Genomic DNA, 21,774 nt, shown 5'->3' on the forward strand with positions numbered 1-21,774 from the left:
CTTCAGAGAGGTTCACTTTGTTTTACCCATTTTTTCCAAATACGTTAATGCATCATCCAGTGTGTCCACCGGTACAATTTTCATCTTTGTTTTAATATCTTTCGCAGCCTCAAGAGCATCTTTATAATTCGATTTCTCTACACCTTTTTCATTTGGCGCAAAAAACACTTCAGCTCCCGCATCACTAGCAGCTACTACTTTTTGCTGAATACCACCAATTGGACCAATTTCTCCTTTATCATTGATTGTACCTGTTCCAGCTATTTCATGCCCGTTTGTTAAATCTTCTTCAACGAGCTGATTATAAATTTCTAGTGTAAACATTAACCCCGCTGATGGTCCCCCTATTTCATGGGAATCAATTTTCACTTTCGGATCTACTACTAACTCTCTTTCCGTAACGATAGAGACCCCTATACCGACGCGCCCATTCCCATTAGGAATCGTCTTTACATTTAAATTTTCTTTAAACTGTTTTCCGCCCCGCTTGTATTCAATATTTACTGCATCCCCTTCTTTTTTCCCTGTCATATACTCAATAAATTGTTCCGTCTTGTCGAATGTTTTTCCATCGACAGCTATAATAACATCTCCAAGCTTAAGCTTTCCTTCTGACGGCATACCCTTTGCTACACCAGCCACTAGTACTCCTTTATTTTCAAAAGAAACAGAGCGATTTGCACGTTTATATGCGTTATAGATCGCTGCATTTTGCGAATCTTTCATTGCATAATTTTGGCGAAATTGATATTCTTCATCACTCTCACCTTTTTGCAATATTTCTTCCGCCTTCGAAATGTGTGTATATTTATTAAATTGCGCAGCAATTAAGTTCACCACATTGGCAGGTCCCATTGAGACAGTGACAAGCATGAAATCACCAGACTCTTTCGTTCCACCATCTACTTGAACGTATGGCGCTAATTTCGCCGCCATACCTGGTTTTGTCACATAATACGGCAAACGCACATAAACAAGTAGCATCGCCAATATAACCCCTATTAAAATTGCATATATAAACCGAAAACGCTTAAACATTATGTTTCTCCTTCCACTGCTCAATTAGTAAATAAATGTTTGAAATGTGTTTTTCTGCTTCCACTTCTCCGACCCGAATGATGTCTTCAATATGTGTAAAAGCACGCGAACTAAATTGTTCTACGGCTGGCCGCATCATTAAATCTGATGCTATTTGCCGGTTCATCACAAGTTCATGTTGCATAATTTCAATACTTTGCATAATCACATCATAAATCGATGTAACCTCTCCATTCACCTTAATTGGAGATACATCAACAGCAATAACAATATCAGCACCTAAATCTTTTACAACCGATACGGGAATACGGTCAATTACCCCTCCATCCACTAATAAGCGGCCATCTATTTTTTCTGGAACAAACACCCCTGGCACAGATATACTAGCTCGAACCGCCTCCGCAATCGGACCACTTGTAAAAACAACTTTTTCCCCCTTCAAAATGTCAGTAGCCACAACAGCAGTCGGGATATCTAACTCTTCTAAATTTTTATTATATGTAAACATTTTAATCATATCTTTAATACGTTTTCCAGCAATAAATCCCATTTTAGGAACTGTAAAATCCAAATAATATTTCCTTTTAAAAACAGCTGCCAATTTATACAGTCTTTCAACGTTACAACTCGCTGCATAAAATGTACCAATTAGCGCTCCTATACTACTACCTGCTACCATATGAATAGGGATACCAGCTTCCCTTAACACTTTTATTACCCCTATGTGAGCAAAACCTTTTGCACCTCCGGATCCAAGTGCTAAACCGATTTTTGGTTCCTTCATTTTTCTCACCCTTTAATTTTTTTCATTCCTTTTTCATACTTATGGTCTAAATTCACCACATATCCACGTATACTGAAATGAACGTTTTTGGGACAAAGGGGGATTTTCTTACATGTACGAAAAATGGAAAACTGCTTTTCTTACCATATCAATGTTGTTTTTAACCTTTTCTCTTGTACTTCACCCCCAAGATGCTTTGCAAGCTTCAATTCGCGGGTTAAATATATGGTGGGAAGTTGTATTCCCTTCACTACTACCGTTTTTCATCATTGCAGAACTTCTAATCAGTATCGGTGTGGTAAAATTTATCGGCGTTATATTAGAACCACTAATGCGTCCACTGTTTCGTGTTCCAGGGGTAGGTGGGTTTGTTTGGGCAATAGGAATGGCTTCAGGATTTCCCGCTGGCGCCAAATTAAGCGCTAGACTACGCAAGAGCAATCAACTAACACAAATTGAAGCGGAACGGCTCGTATCTTTCACAAATTCTTCTAATCCACTTTTTATTTTTGGAGCGGTTTCTATTGGTTTTTTCAATAATCCGAAATTAGGGCTCGTATTAGCAGCAGCACATTATATAAGTAACTTTATCGTCGGATTACTTATGCGCTTTTATGGTAATAACGATACTTACATAAAAGACAAACATACGAATCAAAAGCGTGCCTTTCAAAACCCTTTTTCCATCCTCCACCAAGCACGTATGCAAGAAAAAAGACCAATCGGAAAACTACTCGGTGACGCTATTGTTTCTTCTATTCAAACATTGCTCATGATTGGTGGGTTTATTATTTTATTCTCTGTTTTAAATAAAATGATTACTGTTTTCCAAATTACAGAAGCGCTTTCTTTTATTATGCAACATATTTTATCATTCTTCCAACTTACATCCCATTTTAGTATTCCGATATTATCCGGTATTTTTGAAATGACGCTTGGAAGCCAAATGATTAGTCAAATTAATGAATCAACACTTCTTCAACAAGCGATGGTAACAAGCTTCATTTTAGCATTCAGCGGCCTTTCTATTCAGGCACAAGTAGCAAGCATATTAGCGGAGACAGATATCCGCTTTAAACCATATTTTTTAGCTCGAATTATCCAAAGTATTCTCGCTCCTATTTTCACTTTTATATTTTGGGGACCATTTTATGAAAAAGTTCATTCTTTCTCGCCTACGCAAGAAGATCTTCCCGTATTTTTATTGAATCATTCTTATACACTAACTGATATTTGGACATCATTTATACACTACGGACCAATCTTCACCTTATTTTGTTTATATTTATATGTTATCTTATTGTTTTTACGCATTTATAAAGAAAAACCCCGTTCACTTTAACGGGGTTTGAAACTTTTCTTTTAAAGCACGCTCTACAATCGGAGGAACAAGGTCTACTACACTTCCCCCATATCTCGCAACTTCTTTCACAATACTTGAACTTAAAAATGAATATTGATTATTCGTCATAATAAAGAAGGTTTCGATACTTTCGTCTAATTTTCGATTCATTGACGTAATTTGCATCTCATATTCAAAATCAGAAACCGCTCGCAAACCACGTAATATTGCATTTGCATTACGCATTTTTGCATATTCCACCAATAATCCACTATGTGAATCAACTTTTACATTCGGAATATCCTTTGTCGCCTCTCGAATTAACTCTAGGCGTTCTTCTACCGAAAAGAATGGTTTTTTTGATGAATTGTTTAAAACAACTACATACACTTCATCAAATACTTTTGCTCCCCTTTTAATAATATCCAAATGTCCAAGGGTAATTGGATCAAAACTCCCTGAAGAAATAGCTATACTTGTCATTCTGTCCCCTCACCTTCATACTTATAAATCGAAATTGCTGTAATCCCGTAGTTTTCTGCTCGTACTTTTACAAGTTCTCCTATAGAATCAGGTAAAACCACGTCATCCCCATGCTCTGCCATAATGATTCCATCTTTATTTAACAATCCATGTTGATCCATCACACTAATTAAAGACACAATTTTTTGACCTTTATATGGAGGATCTATTAGTATAAGATCGAATGATATTTCACGCTTTACAAGCGCCTTTACCGCACGTTCCGCATCATTTCGGTACACTTCAGCTTGTTCTTGTATTCTACAGCTTTCTAAATTTTGATGAATGACTTTTATCGCTTTACTATCTCGGTCAACAAAAATCGCTTTATCAATCCCTCTACTTATGGCCTCAATTCCAAGACCACCACTACCACCAAATAAATCAAGAGCGATACCACCATCATAATAAGGACCTATCATATTAAAAATAGATTCTTTCACTTTATCTGTCGTTGGACGTGTTGTATTACCAGGTACCGCTTTAAGTGGGTGCCCTTTACATTTTCCTGAAACTACTCTCATCTGTTGTCACTACCTTTATTTCAATCTATCGAGCGATTACAGTAAATCCATCTCAAGTCAGTAACCGCTACCAAACCATACAATTCTTCACTAATTCGTTACTTAACCTATAGATAACTTTAGTTAAAATAACCGTTCGCTATTTCTTGCATATTCATCTCACTATTTGCGAACAAAAACCCTTTATGCACATCAGTTCCACTTTACCTTTTTTATCCTATCATAAAATAAAAAAAAGAAAAATAAAAAGCCTAACATAAATTTTAATTTCATTATGTATATCTTCATTCAGATTGGACATAAATAAATATAACAACATCATCTTCGATGTTGTTGCCAACCGCGGAGAAGACTTACGTTTCCCCATAAGTTCTTCCTCCGGTTTCTCCTCTCCCTTTGCCTTCTTACTAGTACATACTAGTATTAGAAGGGCCCTGCTTTGCAGGGTTTTTTTATTTGTCTACTTTTCATTTAAAAAGTGAGGTGGTACAGTAAAAGAAAGAGGAGGAAAAAATATGATTCAACGCTTTATAGAACTCGGAGAAGGCTACTCTGACTTATATGAATTACTTGAAATTGCCAAAACAAACCAAGAACGTGTAACACATATGTTACAATTCGAAACTGTAAAAAACGAAAAAAAAGTGTGTTCACTTGTTGTAATACTAAAACCGACAACTACTGGTGATTTCCAACCATTATACATATGTCGTGAAGGCATTCCTGTACTTGAAAATAAAAAAAGTAAACGTGTCGTTTTATTTGAAGAAATGGCGGAACAAATAGGGAAAAAAGTTACTCCCTTTACTGTAAAACCATCAACAACTTTCCCTGAAAAAGAACTATTTTTTAATCATCTAATTGGTATTTTACGAATGAACAATTTCATTCCTCCAATGAAATAACACGTTATTTCAAGTAAAAAAATCCCCTGCTAAATTTAGCAGGGGATTTTTTTACTTAGCTATAATCGTATTCTTTTGCCCGATCAGGACGCGAATTTTCGAATTCCGTTTTTAAAAATGGGCGATACGACTGTTCTACTTTTTTTACAAAAGGAAGTTTATTCAATTTTTGCATCATATGCTCAATTTGTTCCATATCACAATATACAACGGCATATTTCAAACGTTTTGATATGTAATGAATGTTACCATATTTCCTTAAAATCTTGGCATGTTTCAATGAATGTAAATAAACAATCATACTTTGTCGTTGCCCGAACATAATCTTCTCCATCTTCTCCTTTTAAAAACTTATATTCTTATATTTTATGAAAACCAATCAAAAATTTATGACATTAAAGGACAAACTCTGTATACGTTTTCTTCTATATTCTAAAAAACAGGGTAAATTACCCTGTTTTTTTACAACCACAACCGCCTCCGGTACCACAACCACCGCCACAGCCACCCGCATCAAAAAATGGATTTCCTGTTGGAACTTTAACGGAAGGAGACACCTCAGAACCAATTGCTACACTAACTTCATCTAATAACTTTTGTAAAGCAGTTTCTGCTCTTTTAAAGGCTGCAACCTTATCATGCATATCTACTGAACGCTTTAATTCCCTCATTCTCGTCGAAACGAAAGTATAATCAGGATGATATTTACCAAAACGTTGCACTTCTTCGTATCGCTCTTTCATCGCTGTAAATTGCTGAATTAACGTCTGAACTTCTATATCTTCTTGTAAATCCTTATAATACTTACGGTAATCTTCTGCTATATCTGAACAGATGATCGCTTTTGCAAGCTGCTCTGCCTTATCTAAAATCAATACGCTTTCCAGCGTCGCTACAATCATGAGAGACACCTCCGAATATTCATCATAACACATTTGGAACAGAACTACTAATTGAAGTGTCTCACCTAAAAGAAAGATATGATTCTAACTACTTTTCATACAATCCCCTTGCACTCTTATACACTAATATGCTTCGCAATATTATATTTAAGAACATCCCATTTCCCGCTATTCTCTTTCACGTAGCTAATACATGCGTTTTTCAACGGCGTTTTAAATGTAATTTCATCTGGTGCAATTGCATGTAAAATAGCTTTTATTGCATGTGAATGCGCAACAATGATAATACGTTTATCTCCATGTGCTGCTGCAACCTCTTGTAAAGCTGTAAAACAGCGCTCTACAATTTCTTCATCCTGCTCCATTCCTTCTATATTACCTTCTGCAATTAACTCTCTAACGGACGCAACTGGTTTCCCAGAAGCTTCCCCAAAATTACGTTCCATAAATCGCTCATCTAATAAAATAGATGGTAATCCAATAGCCCCAGCAATTTCCTTAGCTGTTTCTTGCGCTCTAATTAACGGACTACTTATAATTACATCCCACGATTCCGCTTGCAAGGCAGCTGCACTTTGACTCGCTTGCTTCTTCCCAACTTCGTTGAGTGGAATATCTTCGCGCCCTTGAATAATCTCTTGAAAGTTCCAATCAGTTTGTCCATGTCGTACTAAACAAATTTCCGTCATGCTGCAACTCCTTTTTTAAATAATCCGATTCTATTGTAACAAAAGTTTTGCATAACGGACATAGTTTTCCCTTCCAATTACGTCGTATTTTGCTGCTTCATATACTGGAACATATCAATCATAATTGAAGCAACGGCCAATTGATTTTGAAATTTTTCCACTTTATCTGGTATCGTTTTTTTGAAATGCTGCATGGCAGCTAACTCAAAAGCTTCTTTTTCTTCTGGGTTACGCGTCAATTTCCGGTACCAGTATGGCTGTTCCCGAATATAGCTAGCTAAATCCTCATCAGCTTTTATAAACTCCATAATTTCCGCTCTCATCCTCTTTCCCCCTAGTCCTTTTGAAAGAAAAAAGGATTATTTTCAGAAGTACTTTGTTCTTGCTGCGCACGGTTCCCTTGAAATTGTTGGATAACTTGTTGCACACTACCAATCGCACTCGTTACATTTGCTAAATGATGTTGCATTTGTTCTACGTCTAGCTTTTTAAAGAAAGAAAGCATTTGCCCCATCACATCAGCAGTTTTTTCCTCTTCTGTTCGATTTTCTTTTTCTTCTTTACTTTCTTTTATCGAAGAAAAAGCAGGTGCTCCATCAGGTCTATACGCTGTCCATATTTGATCTTCTTCACCAAGTAAGTACCATTCTTCATAAAATTGCTGCCAAGTTTTTTGACCACTTCTAACCTCATGAACCATTTTAGGGTGATGGTTCACAAACTCTTTAAACTGTTGAACCGATGGATGTAACGGCCCTTTTGTTATTGGCATAATCCTCACCTCTCCATGTATATCTACTATATTGTAAGAAAAAAAAGGCACATGGTTCGCCTATTTTTAGACGATTCATGCACCTTTTTTTCTCCCTATTTGTGGACAGTAAGACTCCCACCTTAAACTTCTACGAATACGCAGAAATTAGGCAGGAGTCTTACTGCCCGTTAAAGCCCGATTGATGAAGGCTAATAATCAGTGAAGGATGCCCCCACTGATTAAAGTTTCATTTTATTTTCGGATAAAGTTTTGAGTATAAAATTTATCATATACCCCAACACCTAATCCAGTAAATTGTTCATTTAATAAATTCTTTCTGTGACCCTCACTATTTAACCAACCTTGTACCGCCGCAATTCCATCACTATGTTGCGCCGCTATATTCTCACCAGCAAGTTGAAAAGCCACTTGCCCACGTTGCAAACGATCTCCTAACGTACCAAAAGTAGGTGAATCGTGCGAAAAATAATTATTATCCTTCATATCTTTACTATGGCCAAATGCAACAGTTGCAGTTTGTTGGTCCCATGTTAACAACGGTAATTGATGACGACTTCGAATAATATTTGTTAAATCGAGAATTTGCTGCATATTTCCATTTTCTACTTGCTTCATTTTTTCTGGCGTCAGCGGCTGTTCCGCTATTAATTCACCTGAATAAACAAGTTGATATGGTCTTTGTCGTAATAACGTTTCATCATCCATATAACGAAGACCAACAAGTTCATGCGTAAAGTGATCAAAATATAATTGTGCCCATCCATCTTCTACAGGTACTAGCGGTTGTTCCATTACTTCCGTATCAGATAACTCAAATTGATAACTATTCTTTCCTCTTTTTAATGATATCTCATGTGAAAGTGGATTCTTTTTATATACCTCTTCATACTTTTCATTTATATAATAGGGAGCCACCTTAACTTGCTCACCAGCAACATACGCCGTTACAACTTTACGTTCAGCAACTCCAAATTGAACATACTGAGCTAAATCTTGATTATACACCCACCATTCATATCCATAAGCAGATGGCTCTATTCGAGATGGTTCGCCCCACTTTGCTAATAAATTCTCAGAGTCCCCACCAATCATATTTAAAACAGTGTCTGTGGATTCTTCATTTACTTGCTTCTTCTTTTTCACAATTTTATTTTCTTGCTTAGAGTGAGATGGGGTTAATATATATTGTGACACGAGTAACTTCCCGTATAAATCAACAGCTAAAATTAAAAATGTAATCATTACGATACGCAATAATTTCTTCAAACGATATACCTCCTGAACAAAGCATAAAATCGAGATATACACAAATCCTTTTTTTTCCTTTTTTTGTGTGTACCGTACTCTTTTCACTATATCATATTTTCACGAAAAAAGTCTGGATTATCCCTTTTCTCGCAATATGAATTGCACTTTCTTATTATTCATACTATTATAAAAATAATGAACTAACATTAAAAGAAGGAGGTATTCTATGCAATTTACAAATACAAACTTTAATGATGCAGTCGTTGATTTAACTCTTTTAACTGAGATTATGGAAAACAATCATTTTGTACTTGCTGGACAATGGGATTACGAACGCGTTACATATGATTATAAATTTGAAATATTAAAGGATATTTATTATTTACGTGTACAAGGATTTGCTGTTGAAGGTGACATCGGCGGCAGACACGCCCAAGTAAAACTATTGCCACCCTTATTAGGAAAACATTATTATCCTCATGGCGTTGAATATGGAGATGATGAGATTTTTCCAACGAATGTACTTCAAAAAAGCGAACAACTCCTACAAAATATTGAAAAAGAGTTGAAAGAATTTCAAATTATTGAGTAAATAGAACAAGCGCATCATATCGATGCGCTTGTTCTATTTCTCTTACCTAAGAATGAATCGTCTTTTTGATTGGATACCCATAAATGGATCCATCTTTTACTTTAATCTCATCTTCCCAAGGAACCTTATATTTACCTTCAGCTAAATCTTTTACAAACGTATACGGGTTTTCTTTCACCCCACCAGGAGTCGCTACATATCCCCTTGAACCTAAATTATATATATTATTTTCGAGACCCCATCCTAATCTAGCCTGATCTGCTAGCTCTGGATATACTTCGGCAGTAACAATCTCCCAAGGGTTTCGGTGTCCCTGCACTAAAGTAGTCCCATCAAAATTACATACTTGTCCTTCACCAAAGTAATAAAATACACCATCATAACCCGCTAAGTTCACTGACAATGTATACATTAAATTTTGCCATGCATTTGAACGATTAGTTAACATCCATTGTTCACTAACTTGTGTGCTATATCCGGAAATACGAATCAAGACATTTGCACCTTTATAGGCCGCTTCACGGGCTACTTCAGGGAACATGCCATCATGACAAATACAAACAGCTAATTTACTTCCTCCAGGTCCATCACAAACAGGTAAGCCTAAATCTCCAGCTTTCCAAGGTTCGACTGGCACCCAAGGATTTAACTTACGATACTTCAAAATCATTTCACCCTGTGAATCAATAATAATTGCTGTATTATACGGTTCTCCACCATCAGGATTTCTTTCCATTATAGAAAAAACACCATATACTTCAGATTCTTTACATGCCTCAGCAAATAAGTCTGTTTCTGGTCCAGGAACTGTACATAAAAACTCTTCTGTAGTCCATTTTTTTGTATTGAGCCCCTGTGTACTATATTCGGGAAATACTATCAATTCTAATCCAGGATAACCTGATTTCGTTGAATGAATTGTTTTTATGATCTGTTTAATTTGTTTATCAATGTCTGCACGCGACTCTACTACCGGTACTGGATATTGAATTAACGCTGTTAAAAAACCACTAATCGGCTTTACCATGCTTCCACTACTACCCATTTAAATTCCCCCTTAAAATAGTTCATGTTTATTAAAGATAACAATATAAAGTGAAACTTTAATCAGTGGGGGTTTTGTCCATCCCCCACTGATTATTAGCCTACACCAATCGGGCTTTTACGGGTAGTTGATCTCCCACCTAACTCCCTCGCAGTCGCCAAATTTCGAGGTGGGAGTCTTACTGCCCGTTAATGCGGGATAAATTTGTAATTCTCTAAAAAACTTGTACTACATATGGAATTATTACGTATTAAAGCTAGTAGTAAGTTTTATATCCACTTTAGTACATGCCTACACTAACTTAACATAAAAAGTTTGAAAATTCAATCTTTTATAATTAGCTAAAACCAAAGAAGAAAAAAGTGTATGCAATCCCATACACTTTTTTTACTTAGTCTGTAAATACGGCGGCAATTCTTGCAACTGCTCTTTATCCTTTTCACGCTCTCTACGTGCCCATTTAAAGAACACATAACCGATAATCGTACCGTACACTATTTCCTGGACAATTTTCATAATGATACCGCCTGTTTGTTGGTCTTCTACTACCGGCATCCAATGTAAAAATTCTGGTCCAGTTATATTTAAATCTGATAAGGTCCCCGCCGGTACACAGAGCTCCATTGCCTTCATCCAAGCGGCCGGATCTGTATATGTTGCAAATAATGGTGCAGTCGCAAAAATTATTAACGCACAAGCTGGCGTTAATAAAATACCGTTAGCAAACATATAACCAAGCTTCTTAATATCACTTAAAGTTTGATATTCTGGTAGCGGATTTAACATCGGCCACCACATCATCATTGCTGCAAAAAACAATATAGCAAGGCAAATAGGATGCGCTATTTGACTTTGTTTTACTGTATCAAAAACAACTGGCAAATGATAAAAGGAAAACAGACCGTTAAATACCAACAACGCAATAAGCGGCTTTCCAAAAACCTTTAGCACAATTTGAACGAACTTAAAAGAAGTAATATATTGATATAACCATACGGGTATACCAAGCAGTAATAACGGAGGCACCGCAATATACATTACTGCCATCTCAAGCATATGTGCACTAAATATAATATGACCAATTAAATCAATAGGTCCTCCCTTTACAAAATACAAAAGAACAATCCCGGTCGTAAAATAAAAAATTTGCTTCTTACTTACCTTCGTCGCATTTTCAAATCGCGTTCTATATGGTCCAATAACTAAAAAATAACTAATAAGAATCGAGATCATAAATAATAAAAAAATCGGACTCCATAAAGCTTGAAAACCAAATACCCATAAGTTTTCCATTTCCACACCTACCTTTTCAAAATCCTAATATTTCATATACAAAGAGGGCTATGATAAATCAGAGCCCCCTACTATCACTGTTTAAATCCACACAATTGTCATAAAGGCTAATATTGTTAATAAACCAATTAACAATCCAGAGTATAAGAAGAAACTCGCCGCTTCATGCCCTTTATGACTCATATGCATGAAATAATATAACTGAAATATAACTTGAACGACTGCTAACAATAATATAAATGGAACCGAAAAAATCGGGCTAAATGTTTTCGGATATGCCACCGCTGCAAATGCAACTAATGTTAAAAAAATCATTAGTGAAAATGTAATAACTTGGTGCTTCATTTCCTCTGCACTTTTTCTCTTCCGATAAACAAGATCCACCTTAGGATTATTCGTTTGCTTAAAAGCCATTGTTTATCCCACCATTCCCATCAAATATACTACAGTGAAAATAAACACCCAAACTACGTCAATAAAGTGCCAATAAATTGATGCAACATAAAACTTTGGTGCGTTATATAAATTTAAACCTCTCTTCGCGTTTCTAAAGATTAATGTTAAAATCCAACATAATCCAAACAACACGTGGAGCCCGTGTGTACCAACAAGAGCATAAAATGCAGAACCAAATGCACTACTTCTCATAGTATGCTTAAATTCATGCGTATAATGATAAAACTCATATATTTCAAACCCCAAAAATCCTAAGCCAAGCAACACTGTTACAAGTAACCAAAGTTGCATTTTCTTAAAGTTGAAATTTTTCATATGATACATTGCGTATACACTCGTTAAACTACTTGTTAACAAAAGCATCGTCATAATGAAAACGAGCGGCATTTGAAACATCTCTTGAGATGTTGGCCCACCATTTGTAGAATTCTTTAACGCTAAATATGTGCCAAACAAGGAAGCGAACAACACTGTTTCGCCTCCAAGAAATAACCAAAAACCGACAAACTTATTTTTTCCCTCAAGGGTTGCTTTTTCAGGCTCTGCTGGAAATGTTTCATTCGTTAATTTTTCATCTACATGCATTATGCCTTGCCCCCCTTATCTTCTAAATCTTCCTTATGAATATGATATCCATGATCATCGATTACTGAGCGACGGAACATTGTACCGAATGTAATGATCAAACCTATAATTGCTACTAATAACCAAAACTTATCTTTGCCGCCTTGCATATACATCGCACCGAAAGCGGCTATAAATAGACCTAGAGAAATGATAAATGGTGAAAATGAAGCATTCGGCATATGAATATCACCGACTGGTTCCGCCGCTGTCATCTCTTTATTACCCTCGCGCTTTTCAATCCAAAACGGATCTAGTCCACGAACAAATGGTAACTGTTTGAAATTGTATTCCGGTGTAGGTGCGGGCATTGTCCACTCTAATGTACGTGCATCCCATGGATCACGACCAGCTTTTTCTTTTGATACTGTTGTTTTTATAACATTGAACAAAAGAACAATCGTTCCAAGAGCCATGAAAACTGCTCCAATTGAACTAACCATATTTCCAACCTCTAATCCTTGCCCCTCTAAATATGTGTAGTAACGACGAGGCATACCGATTAAACCAAGGAAATGTTGGATAAAGAATGTTAAATGGAAACCTATAAAGAATAACCAAAATGTTATCTTTCCTAACGTCTCATTTAATACTTTATTAAACATAAGCGGCCAATAATAGTGTGCACCTGCAAGTAAACCAAATACAACACCACCGACAATTACGTAATGGAAGTGTGCTACTACGAAATAATTATCATGGAACTGATAATCAGCTGGTGCAGACGCAAGCATAACTCCAGTAACTCCACCCATAACGAATGATGGAATAAAAGCTACTGCCCACATCATTGGTGTTGTAAAGCGAATACTGCCCCCCCACATTGTAAAGAGCCAGTTAAATATTTTAATACCCGTCGGGACTGCAATCGCCATTGTTGCAACCGAGAAGATAGCATTTGCAACAGGGCCAAGACCAACAGTAAACATATGATGCGCCCATACCATAAATCCTAAAAACCCTATTAATACTGTCGCGAACACCATCGAGGAATAACCGAATAATCGTTTTTTCGAAAATGTGGCGAAGATTTCTGAGAATATTCCGAAAGCTGGAAGTATAAGAATGTATACTTCCGGATGACCGAAGATCCAGAATAAATGCTCCCATATAATCGTGTTCCCACCTAGTGCCGGATTAAAGAAACTTGTGCCAAATAAACGATCTAACATTAAAAGTCCTAACCCTACAGTTAATGGTGGAAATGCAAATAAAATAAGTGAAGATGTTACAAATGTTGTCCATGTAAACATCGGCATGCGCATGTACGTCATCCCTGGCGCGCGCATATTAATAATTGTAACAAGGAAGTTAATACCTCCAATTAATGTACCAATACCTGATATTTGCAAGCCGAGTACATAAAAATCAACACCATGTCCTTTAGAGGCTAAAGCTAAAGATGCATACGATGTCCACCCTGCATCAGGCGCGCCTCCTAAAAACCAACTTAAATTTAAAAATAATCCACCAAAGAAGAATAACCAAAATCCGAGCGAATTCAAAAACGGGAACGCCACATCACGTGCTCCAATTTGAAGTGGCACAGCGGCGTTCATAAATGCAAACACGAGTGGCATAGCTGCGAGGAAAATCATTGTTGTACCGTGCATCGTTAATACTTGATTATAAGCATCCCCAACAAGAAAAGCATTGTTAGGAATCGCTAACTGCAGGCGAATAAATAGTGCTTCTATTCCACCTATTACAAAAAACAATCCACCTGCAATTAAATAGAGAATGGCAATCTTTTTATGGTCTACTGTCGTTAAATAATCCCATATGACAGCACCCATCCCCTGTTTTTTTGCTACAGAACTCACGTTTTCAACCTCCCCTTCGCAAATGATCCCTCTTTACTTTTCAATCTTTAACGTTTGTAAATATGCATTTAATGCATTAATTTGATCATCCGTTAAGTTGCCATATTTACCAGTCATTTTATTACCTGGTTTCATATTTTCAGGATCTTTGAGCCATTTTTTTAAGTTTTCTTCATTATTTTCGGCAATACCAGCAACCATATCGCGATCTGCAAAGTTTGCTAAGTTCGGTGCGATACGAGCAGAAGGTGGTCTACTATCATTTGATCCAACTGCATGACAACCAATACAGCTTTTATTAAATATTTCTTGACCCTCTTGCGCCTTTGTAGAAGCTACTTCTTTTTTCCCATCAATTTTCTTCATGTCAGCAAGCCACTTTTTGTACTCGCTTTCATCCAGAGCTTTCACTTTGAACTGCATTAAAGAATGTGATGGGCCACAAAATTCTGTACAAAAACCATTATAAGTGCCCGATTTATCTGCCTTTAACCACATTTTGTTTACATTATCTGTATTTGTATCCATTTTCCCAGCTAAAGATGGAACCCAAAACGAGTGTTTAATATCGGCACCCTTTAAATTCAAATACACTTTCTTACCTGTGGGGATAACTAAATCTTGAGAAGTTACTATTTTTTCTGATTTATAAGAAAATTCCCACCAATAAAGATTCGCTGTTACATCAACAACGATAGTATCTTTATCAATATTCTTTTTCTCCATCGCACTTACATCAGCAAGCTTGAATGTATATGTAACAGTCGGAACAGCCAAGATTAACAAAAGAATAATCGGAATAACTGTCCATATAATTTCTAGTTTGTGATTTCCTTCAACTTGCTCTGGAATATAATCTTCCTCACCCTTTTTTTGTCGGAAACGCACAATTACATATAAGAAAATAATAGTAACTACAAGTACTACTCCTACCATGATTGCACTCGCTAGTAAGAGCAAATCATATTGCATTTTTGCTACTTCCCCTTGCGGAATTAAAGTAGACTGAAAAGCTTTACCGCATCCCCCTAACAGTAAAGCCAGCAGTGAAACGAACGAAAGCAGTCGCCACTGTTTCTTCATACAAACAACCCCCACTTTCTTTGTGAATTAGATTGTACTTTATAGTTAAGTAAAGTAAATCTCAACGTAAAGAAATCCAATCATGTCGTTGTCTTAGAAGAATGTAACTACAATCATTGACACAAATAAGATTGTTAAGTAATTCAGGGAATAAACAAACATTTTTACGGACCATTTGATGTCATCTTGCTTACGGAAGCCATAAAACCCTAATGCGATCCATCCGATGTTAAGCAATGTTGCAATTACCATGAATGTTATTCCAAGCCCACTCATATAAAATGGTAGTGGTAATAAACATACTGTCCAAATCATAATCTGACGTTTCGTAATATCAAATCCCTGTACAACAGGAAGCATTGGGATTCCTGCATTTCGATATTCATCAACACGCTTCATCGCTAATGCGAGGAAATGTGGGATTTGCCAAATAAACATAATTAAAAATAACATCCAAGCAATTGGATGATTTAAAGACGGATCAATTGCCGCCCATCCAATTAAAGGTGGAACTGCTCCTGATATACTACCTACAACAGTATTCAACGTATATTTTCTCTTCGTCCATAACGTATATAAAACAACATATGTGAAGGCACCAATAAATGAGATTAACACTGCCATCGGTGTAGTAAGTAATAAAAATGCAAAGCCAAGTAGTAAAATTACAAGTCCAAATGCAAGTGCAAAGCCAGGTTTATATTTACCTGTTACCGTTGGACGGTTTTTTGTTCTTTCCATTAATGGATCAATATCTCGGTCAATGTAGTTATTTAAACAACATACCCCAGCCATAATTAATGCAGAACCAACGATTGTGAAAAATAGCTTATCTAGATTGTCCATAACACTCAATCCATTAAAATGTAAAGCCAACCAAAATCCTGTAAATACAGTAAGTGTATTTGAGTTTACAATCCCCATTTTAACGAGCGCTGATAAATCTTGTAACCGAGTTGTTTCCGGTACACTTGAAACAGCTGACTCATCATGCAGCTCACTTGTTGCATGGTTCATCACTTTAACCCCCTCTTAAACCTATCATCTTTCTAAGCACATATTTCATGTGAAATATTTCGCTTCTATATAGCAATATTATTACAGTAGAAATATTGTTAACCCATTCTACTACTAATCTACGCCCATACTCCAATATATTAAATCACATTTCCCGAACATTTTGTGAAGAAAACATGAACTTTTTGTGTCGAACATTAAAAAACTTTATTCTAATTTATCCTTATCATAACATGATGTTATCTTCTATAATAAACTATTTTGTCATATTTAGCATGTATTCTCCCCATTTCTTTTCAAAATAGCCTAAATTACTCCTAAAATATGTATTTAAAATCCCATTTTTTTCTTTATACTACGTGCGTTGTCCTCGCCCTCCATTTCTTTGCTATTTTATTATTTTTTATATATCATAGGACTGTAGCACGTTTTATTCTATACATAATGGAATGAAAATATCTCTCAATAACTTCATAGCAGAAAGATGGTGAAAGAGATTGCAACGCTTTATTAAATGGTTAGCAGTCATTACAAGTCTCGATTTATTATTAGTTTTACTAGGAGGCGCTTTAGTTACAAAAACGGGTTCAGGCCAAGGATGCGGCAAATCATGGCCTCTTTGTAACGGTGAATTTGTTCCATCTAATTTATCAATGGAAACTATTATTGAGCTAAGTCACCGCTTAACATCTGGATCAGCAGGAATCCTTGTTACTCTTCTTTGTATCTTGTCCTGGAAATATTATAAACATGTGCGCGAAACAAAGACGTTAGCAATTTTATCCTTCGTATTTTTAGTTGCACAAGCATTAATGGGGGCGGCGGCGGTTGTTTGGGGTCAAATGCCTGCTGTATTAGCTATTCATTTCGGTATTTCCTTAATTTCATTTGCTTCTGTCATCTTGTTAACGTGTCTTATTTTTGAAATTGATCAGAAATTTGATGCACGTTCACTTATTATGGACAAAAAAATGAAATTTCATATTTATGGTGTAACAATTTACAGTTATATCGTTGTCTACACAGGAGCTTTAGTACGTCACGAACGAGCTACCTTAGCCTGTCCAGACTTCCCTTTATGCAGTAAAAATAGACCTATGCCAACTCAACTACATGAGTGGGTCCAAATGGGGCATAGAGTTGCAGCTATGTTAATATTCGTTTGGATACTATACGCAATGTTTATAGCTATTCGTCATTACAAACAGCAGCGTGTAGTATACTGGGGATGGATTATTTCCTTTATCCTTGTTACACTTCAAGCTATAGTAGGAATTTTAGTCGTATTGACAAATGCTAGTTTAGCAATGGCATTATTACATTCACTCTTCATTTCTTGCCTGTTTGCTGTACTATGCTATTTAGTTATGATAGGTACAAGAAGTACCGTCAATGCAAAAGAAACTGAATCAACTTCTAAACAAACAAAATAAAGTAAAATTTTAATACCTTGCCAATTCGGCAAGGTATTATTTACACACAAAAAAGAGCTGCTTTCGCACAGCTCTTTTTCTTTATTTTAATGATCTAATTCAATGAGTAAATCTCCCGTTTGAATTGCATCCCCATCATTTACATATACTTTTTTCACTTTACCACTAAATGGCGCTTGAACCGTCGTTTCCATTTTCATCGCTTCTGTAATCGCCATGGAATCACCTTTTTTCACTTCATCGCCTTCTTTTACAACTACTTTAATAACTGTTCCTGGCATCGTTGCGCTAATATGATTTGGATTTTCACGGTTCCCTTTCACACGTTGTGCAACTGTTGCTTTCACACTTTCATCTTTTACTACGATTTCACGTGGTTGACCGTTAAATTCCAAGTAAAGAATACGATTCCCATCTGGCTGAGGCTCTCCAATTGATACTAGCTTAACCATCAATGTTTTACCTTGCTCGATTTCCACATCAATTTCTTCACCAAGTCTCATACCGTAGAAGAATGTCGGTGTATCAAGTACAGATACATTTCCATAAAGCCCAGCAACTTTTTCGTAGTCCATAAATACTTTTGGATACAATGCATATGCGACCACATCAAAAATTGTTACTTCGCGTCCAAGTTTGTGGAATAACTCTTCTTTTAAAGCGTCAAAATCTACTGGCTCTAATAATTCACCCGGTCTTACTGTTAATGGCTCTTTCCCTTTTAAAATAATTTTTTGTAATTCTTTCGGGAAACCACCATATGGTTGTCCTAAATCTCCAGAGAACATTTCAACAACGGATCCTGGGAAGTCCATAGCATGTCCACGTTCTAAAATATCTTGCTCTGTCAGGTGATTTTGAACCATAAATAATGCCATATCACCCACAACTTTAGATGATGGTGTTACTTTTACAATATCTCCAAACATGTCATTCACACGACGGTACATCACTTTAACTTCATCAAAGCGATCTCCTAAACCAACCGCCTTCGCTTGTTGCTGAAGATTACTATACTGTCCGCCCGGCATTTCGTGCATATATACCTCTGTGTGAGGTGCATTCATACCACTTTCAAACGGTGCATAGTATTTGCGTACATCTTCCCAATAATGAGATAGCTTTTCTAAAGAATCAATATTAACATCTGGTTGTCTTTCGTTTCCACCTAGTGCATAGAATAGTGTGTTCGCACTCGGTTGTGACGTTTGACCAGCCATAGAACTCACCGCTACATCGACAATATCAACACCGGCTTCAATCGCCTTCGTATACGTTAAAATACCATTTCCACTCGTATCGTGTGTGTGCAGGTGAATCGGAATCGATACCGTCTCTTTTAATGCTGAAACTAAATCATATGCTGCGTTTGGTTTTAGTAAGCCAGCCATATCTTTAATACCTAAAATGTGAGCTCCTGATGCTTCCAACTCTTTTGCTAAGTTTTTATAATAATTCAAATCATATTTACTACGTAATGGATCATGAATATCTCCTGTGTAGCACATTGTTGCTTCTGCAATTTTACCAGTATCTCGCACAGCATCAATTGCAACTCTCATGCCTTCTACCCAGTTTAAGCTATCAAAAATACGGAACACATCAATTCCTGCTTGAGCAGAACACTCCACAAATTTTTGAATTAAATTATCTGGATAGTTTTTGTAACCTACTGCGTTTGAAGAACGAAGTAACATTTGGAATAAAACGTTCGGCATTTTTTCACGAAGATCTAGTAATCGTTCCCATGGATCTTCCTTTAAGAAACGATACGCGACATCAAACGTTGCACCGCCCCACATTTCCGCTGAGAATAGGTTTGGTAACATTCTCGCTGTTGGCTCTGCAATATGATGTAAATCTTTTGTACGAATACGAGTTGCAAGTAAGGACTGATGTGCATCACGGAATGTTGTATCCGTTAAAAGTACACGTTTTTGATCTTGTACCCACTTTACTAACCCGTCCGCTCCACGCTCATCCAAAATTTGCTTCGTGCCATTTTGGATTGGTTCTGAATGCTTCACATCCGGTATACGAGCATCTGGGAAAATTGGTTTCTCTTTTTTCCCTACTCCTGGGAAGCCATTTACTGTTACTGAACCAATATAATTTAACATCTTTGTTCCGCGGTCTTTACGTTTCGGGAACAAGAATAGTTCAGGTGACACATCAATAAACGAAGTATCATATTCTCCTGATAAAAAGTTTTTATGTTTTACTACATTCTCTAGGAATGGAATATTTGTTTTAATACCACGAATACGGAATTCTTTTAAGTTACGTTCCATTTTTGCAGCAGCTTGTTCAAAAGTAAGCGCCCATGTTGTAACTTTTACAAGTAAAGAATCATAGTAAGGTGTAATAACTGCACCTTGGAAGCTATTACCTGTATCAAGACGCACACCAAAACCACCACCTGATCGGTACGCCATTATTTTCCCTGTATCCGGCATGAAATTATTTAGTGGATCCTCCGTCGTTACACGCGATTGTATTGCAAATCCATGCACAACCACTTCCTCTTGCTTAGGAACACCTACCATTTTACTATGTAATGCATGTCCATCAGCTATTAAAATTTGCGATTGAACGATATCGACTCCTGTAATCATCTCTGTAATCGTATGTTCAACTTGAACACGTGGGTTTACTTCAATGAAGTAAAACTCATCACCTTTTACAAGGAATTCTACCGTTCCTGCATTTAAATAGTTTACATTTTTCGTTAACTTAACAGCAGCATCACAAATACGTTGACGCAAATCGTCTGAAAGCGACACGCTTGGTGCGATTTCGACTACTTTTTGATGGCGTCGTTGTACAGAGCAATCACGCTCATACAAATGAACAACATTACCTTCTTCATCTGCTAAAATTTGTACTTCTATATGTTTAGGTTTTTCAACGAATTTTTCAACATACACTTCATCATTACCAAAGGCTGCTTTTGCTTCTGATTTCGCGCGATTATACGATTCTCTTAATTCTTCACTAGCACGTACAATACGCATACCGCGACCGCCACCGCCAAGAGACGCTTTAATAATAATCGGGTAATCATACTTTTCAGCAAACTCCGCGACTTCTTCTAGTGAATTTACTGGACCATCACTACCAGGAATAACTGGAATTTGTGCTAGCTGCGCTTGTGTTCTTGCTTTAACTTTATCTCCAAACATGTCTAAATGCTTACTTTTTGGACCGATAAAGATAATCTCTTCTTCTTCACAACGTTTTGCAAATTGAATATTTTCTGACAAGAAACCATATCCAGGGTGGATTGCATCTACATGATTACTTTTCGCAATCTCAATAATGCCTTCAATATCTAGATAAGCATCAATTGGCTTTTTCCCTTCCCCAACTAAATAGGACTCATCGGCTTTATAGCGATGATAAGAACCGCTATCCTCTTTAGAATAGATCGCAACTGTGTTTAGTCCAAGTTCTGAACATGCTCGGAACACACGAATTGCTATCTCTCCACGGTTAGCTACCAATACTTTTTGAATACGTTGCAGCTTTGTCATGATTTTCCCCCTCTATTTTCCTACCACTCTAGAGATAAAATACATACACACTCTAAAGAGCGTGAAGTTCTTCACTTTCTACATTATATTATACTTAGAAAGCTTCACTTTATTTTTATCCATCATACCTTATTTTTCAACAAATG

Annotated in this window: 22 protein-coding genes; 4 read left to right on the plus strand and 18 right to left on the minus strand. The window is 36.5% G+C overall.

Annotated elements, in window-relative coordinates; all coding sequences use genetic code 11:
• Positions 1–12: 12 nt before the first annotated feature.
• Both KPL75_RS06200 and KPL75_RS06205 read right to left on the minus strand, forming a co-directional pair.
• On the minus strand, positions 13–1,038 hold the full coding sequence (locus KPL75_RS06200) for a SepM family pheromone-processing serine protease (RefSeq protein WP_219919782.1): 1,026 nt from the start codon (positions 1,036–1,038) through the stop codon (positions 13–15).
• The gene (locus KPL75_RS06205; protein WP_098778504.1) at positions 1,031–1,822 is read right to left on the minus strand and encodes a patatin-like phospholipase family protein; all 792 of its coding nucleotides are present in this window, start codon (positions 1,820–1,822) and stop codon (positions 1,031–1,033) included. The genes KPL75_RS06200 and KPL75_RS06205 overlap by 8 nt, the downstream gene beginning before the upstream one ends.
• 112 nt (positions 1,823–1,934) lie before the next feature.
• Between KPL75_RS06205 and ylbJ the strand changes: the two genes are divergently transcribed.
• Positions 1,935–3,164, plus strand: a complete 1,230-nt coding sequence (ylbJ, locus tag KPL75_RS06210; protein ID WP_219919783.1) for a sporulation integral membrane protein YlbJ — start codon at positions 1,935–1,937, stop codon at positions 3,162–3,164.
• On the opposite strand, the gene coaD is transcribed toward ylbJ, so the two are convergent.
• Entirely contained in the window at positions 3,156–3,647 is a 492-nt protein-coding gene (gene coaD / locus KPL75_RS06215; RefSeq protein WP_002088286.1) for a pantetheine-phosphate adenylyltransferase, read from the minus strand. The two genes, ylbJ and coaD, sit on opposite strands and share 9 nt — an antisense overlap.
• Complete coding sequence (rsmD, locus tag KPL75_RS06220; protein WP_219919785.1) at positions 3,644–4,210, minus strand: 16S rRNA (guanine(966)-N(2))-methyltransferase RsmD; 567 nt, start codon at positions 4,208–4,210, stop codon at positions 3,644–3,646. Before rsmD ends, coaD begins: the two co-directional genes overlap by 4 nt.
• 515 nt (positions 4,211–4,725) lie before the next feature.
• Here rsmD and KPL75_RS06225 point away from each other — a divergent pair.
• Entirely contained in the window at positions 4,726–5,115 is a 390-nt protein-coding gene (locus tag KPL75_RS06225; protein WP_002014762.1) for a DUF7147 family protein, read from the plus strand.
• A 55-nt stretch (positions 5,116–5,170) separates the two neighbouring features.
• Here the strand turns inward: KPL75_RS06225 and KPL75_RS06230 are convergent, their stop codons facing one another.
• From KPL75_RS06230 to KPL75_RS06255, 6 genes are all read right to left on the minus strand, one after another.
• On the minus strand, positions 5,171–5,437 hold the full coding sequence (locus KPL75_RS06230) for a YlbG family protein (RefSeq protein ID WP_002088292.1): 267 nt from the start codon (positions 5,435–5,437) through the stop codon (positions 5,171–5,173).
• Positions 5,438–5,564: 127 nt separating this feature from the next.
• Positions 5,565–6,017 (minus strand): YlbF/YmcA family competence regulator, encoded by a 453-nt coding sequence (locus tag KPL75_RS06235; protein ID WP_219919787.1) that lies wholly within the window; start codon positions 6,015–6,017, stop codon positions 5,565–5,567.
• Between the two features lie 116 nt (positions 6,018–6,133).
• A complete protein-coding gene (locus KPL75_RS06240; RefSeq protein ID WP_219919789.1) occupies positions 6,134–6,706 on the minus strand; it encodes a histidine phosphatase family protein in 573 nt (190 codons plus the stop codon).
• Positions 6,707–6,783: 77 nt separating this feature from the next.
• Positions 6,784–7,029, minus strand: a complete 246-nt coding sequence (locus KPL75_RS06245) for a YlbE-like family protein (protein WP_219919791.1) — start codon at positions 7,027–7,029, stop codon at positions 6,784–6,786.
• Positions 7,030–7,040: 11 nt separating this feature from the next.
• On the minus strand, positions 7,041–7,478 hold the full coding sequence (locus KPL75_RS06250; RefSeq protein ID WP_219919793.1) for a YlbD family protein: 438 nt from the start codon (positions 7,476–7,478) through the stop codon (positions 7,041–7,043).
• 234 nt (positions 7,479–7,712) lie between these two features.
• On the minus strand, positions 7,713–8,747 hold the full coding sequence (locus KPL75_RS06255; RefSeq protein WP_219919795.1) for a CAP domain-containing protein: 1,035 nt from the start codon (positions 8,745–8,747) through the stop codon (positions 7,713–7,715).
• A 208-nt stretch (positions 8,748–8,955) separates the two neighbouring features.
• Here KPL75_RS06255 and KPL75_RS06260 point away from each other — a divergent pair, with 208 nt between their 5' ends.
• Positions 8,956–9,321, plus strand: coding sequence for a YugN family protein (locus KPL75_RS06260; RefSeq protein WP_002066906.1), 366 nt, complete (start codon positions 8,956–8,958; stop codon positions 9,319–9,321).
• 46 nt (positions 9,322–9,367) lie between these two features.
• Here KPL75_RS06260 and KPL75_RS06265 read toward each other — a convergent pair whose 3' ends face one another.
• The 7 genes from KPL75_RS06265 to ctaB form a co-directional block, all read right to left on the minus strand.
• Positions 9,368–10,366: a formamidase gene (locus KPL75_RS06265; RefSeq protein ID WP_219919796.1), complete on the minus strand. Its 999-nt coding sequence runs from the start codon at positions 10,364–10,366 to the stop codon at positions 9,368–9,370.
• Between the two features lie 387 nt (positions 10,367–10,753).
• Complete coding sequence (gene ctaG, locus KPL75_RS06270; RefSeq protein WP_219919798.1) at positions 10,754–11,659, minus strand: cytochrome c oxidase assembly factor CtaG; 906 nt, start codon at positions 11,657–11,659, stop codon at positions 10,754–10,756.
• An 81-nt stretch (positions 11,660–11,740) separates the two neighbouring features.
• Positions 11,741–12,073, minus strand: a complete 333-nt coding sequence (ctaF, locus tag KPL75_RS06275) for a cytochrome c oxidase subunit IVB (RefSeq protein ID WP_219919800.1) — start codon at positions 12,071–12,073, stop codon at positions 11,741–11,743.
• Between the two features lie 3 nt (positions 12,074–12,076).
• Positions 12,077–12,700, minus strand: coding sequence for a cytochrome c oxidase subunit III (gene ctaE, locus KPL75_RS06280; RefSeq protein WP_000557861.1), 624 nt, complete (start codon positions 12,698–12,700; stop codon positions 12,077–12,079).
• Entirely contained in the window at positions 12,700–14,535 is a 1,836-nt protein-coding gene (ctaD, locus tag KPL75_RS06285) for a cytochrome c oxidase subunit I (RefSeq protein ID WP_219921074.1), read from the minus strand. The genes ctaE and ctaD overlap by 1 nt, the downstream gene beginning before the upstream one ends.
• A gap of 60 nt (positions 14,536–14,595) precedes the next feature.
• Positions 14,596–15,645 (minus strand): cytochrome c oxidase subunit II, encoded by a 1,050-nt coding sequence (gene coxB, locus KPL75_RS06290; RefSeq protein ID WP_002088304.1) that lies wholly within the window; start codon positions 15,643–15,645, stop codon positions 14,596–14,598.
• A gap of 93 nt (positions 15,646–15,738) precedes the next feature.
• Positions 15,739–16,662: a protoheme IX farnesyltransferase gene (gene ctaB, locus KPL75_RS06295; protein WP_002111479.1), complete on the minus strand. Its 924-nt coding sequence runs from the start codon at positions 16,660–16,662 to the stop codon at positions 15,739–15,741.
• 497 nt (positions 16,663–17,159) lie between these two features.
• Here ctaB and ctaA point away from each other — a divergent pair, with 497 nt between their 5' ends.
• Complete coding sequence (gene ctaA / locus KPL75_RS06300) at positions 17,160–18,095, plus strand: heme A synthase (protein ID WP_219919802.1); 936 nt, start codon at positions 17,160–17,162, stop codon at positions 18,093–18,095.
• 86 nt (positions 18,096–18,181) lie between these two features.
• On the opposite strand, the gene pyc is transcribed toward ctaA, so the two are convergent.
• A complete protein-coding gene (gene pyc, locus KPL75_RS06305) occupies positions 18,182–21,628 on the minus strand; it encodes a pyruvate carboxylase (protein WP_219919804.1) in 3,447 nt (1,148 codons plus the stop codon).
• Between the last annotated feature and the right edge of the window lie 146 nt (positions 21,629–21,774).

Source organism: Bacillus sp. NP247, assembly GCF_018966865.1.
GTDB lineage: Bacteria > Bacillota > Bacilli > Bacillales > Bacillaceae_G > Bacillus_A.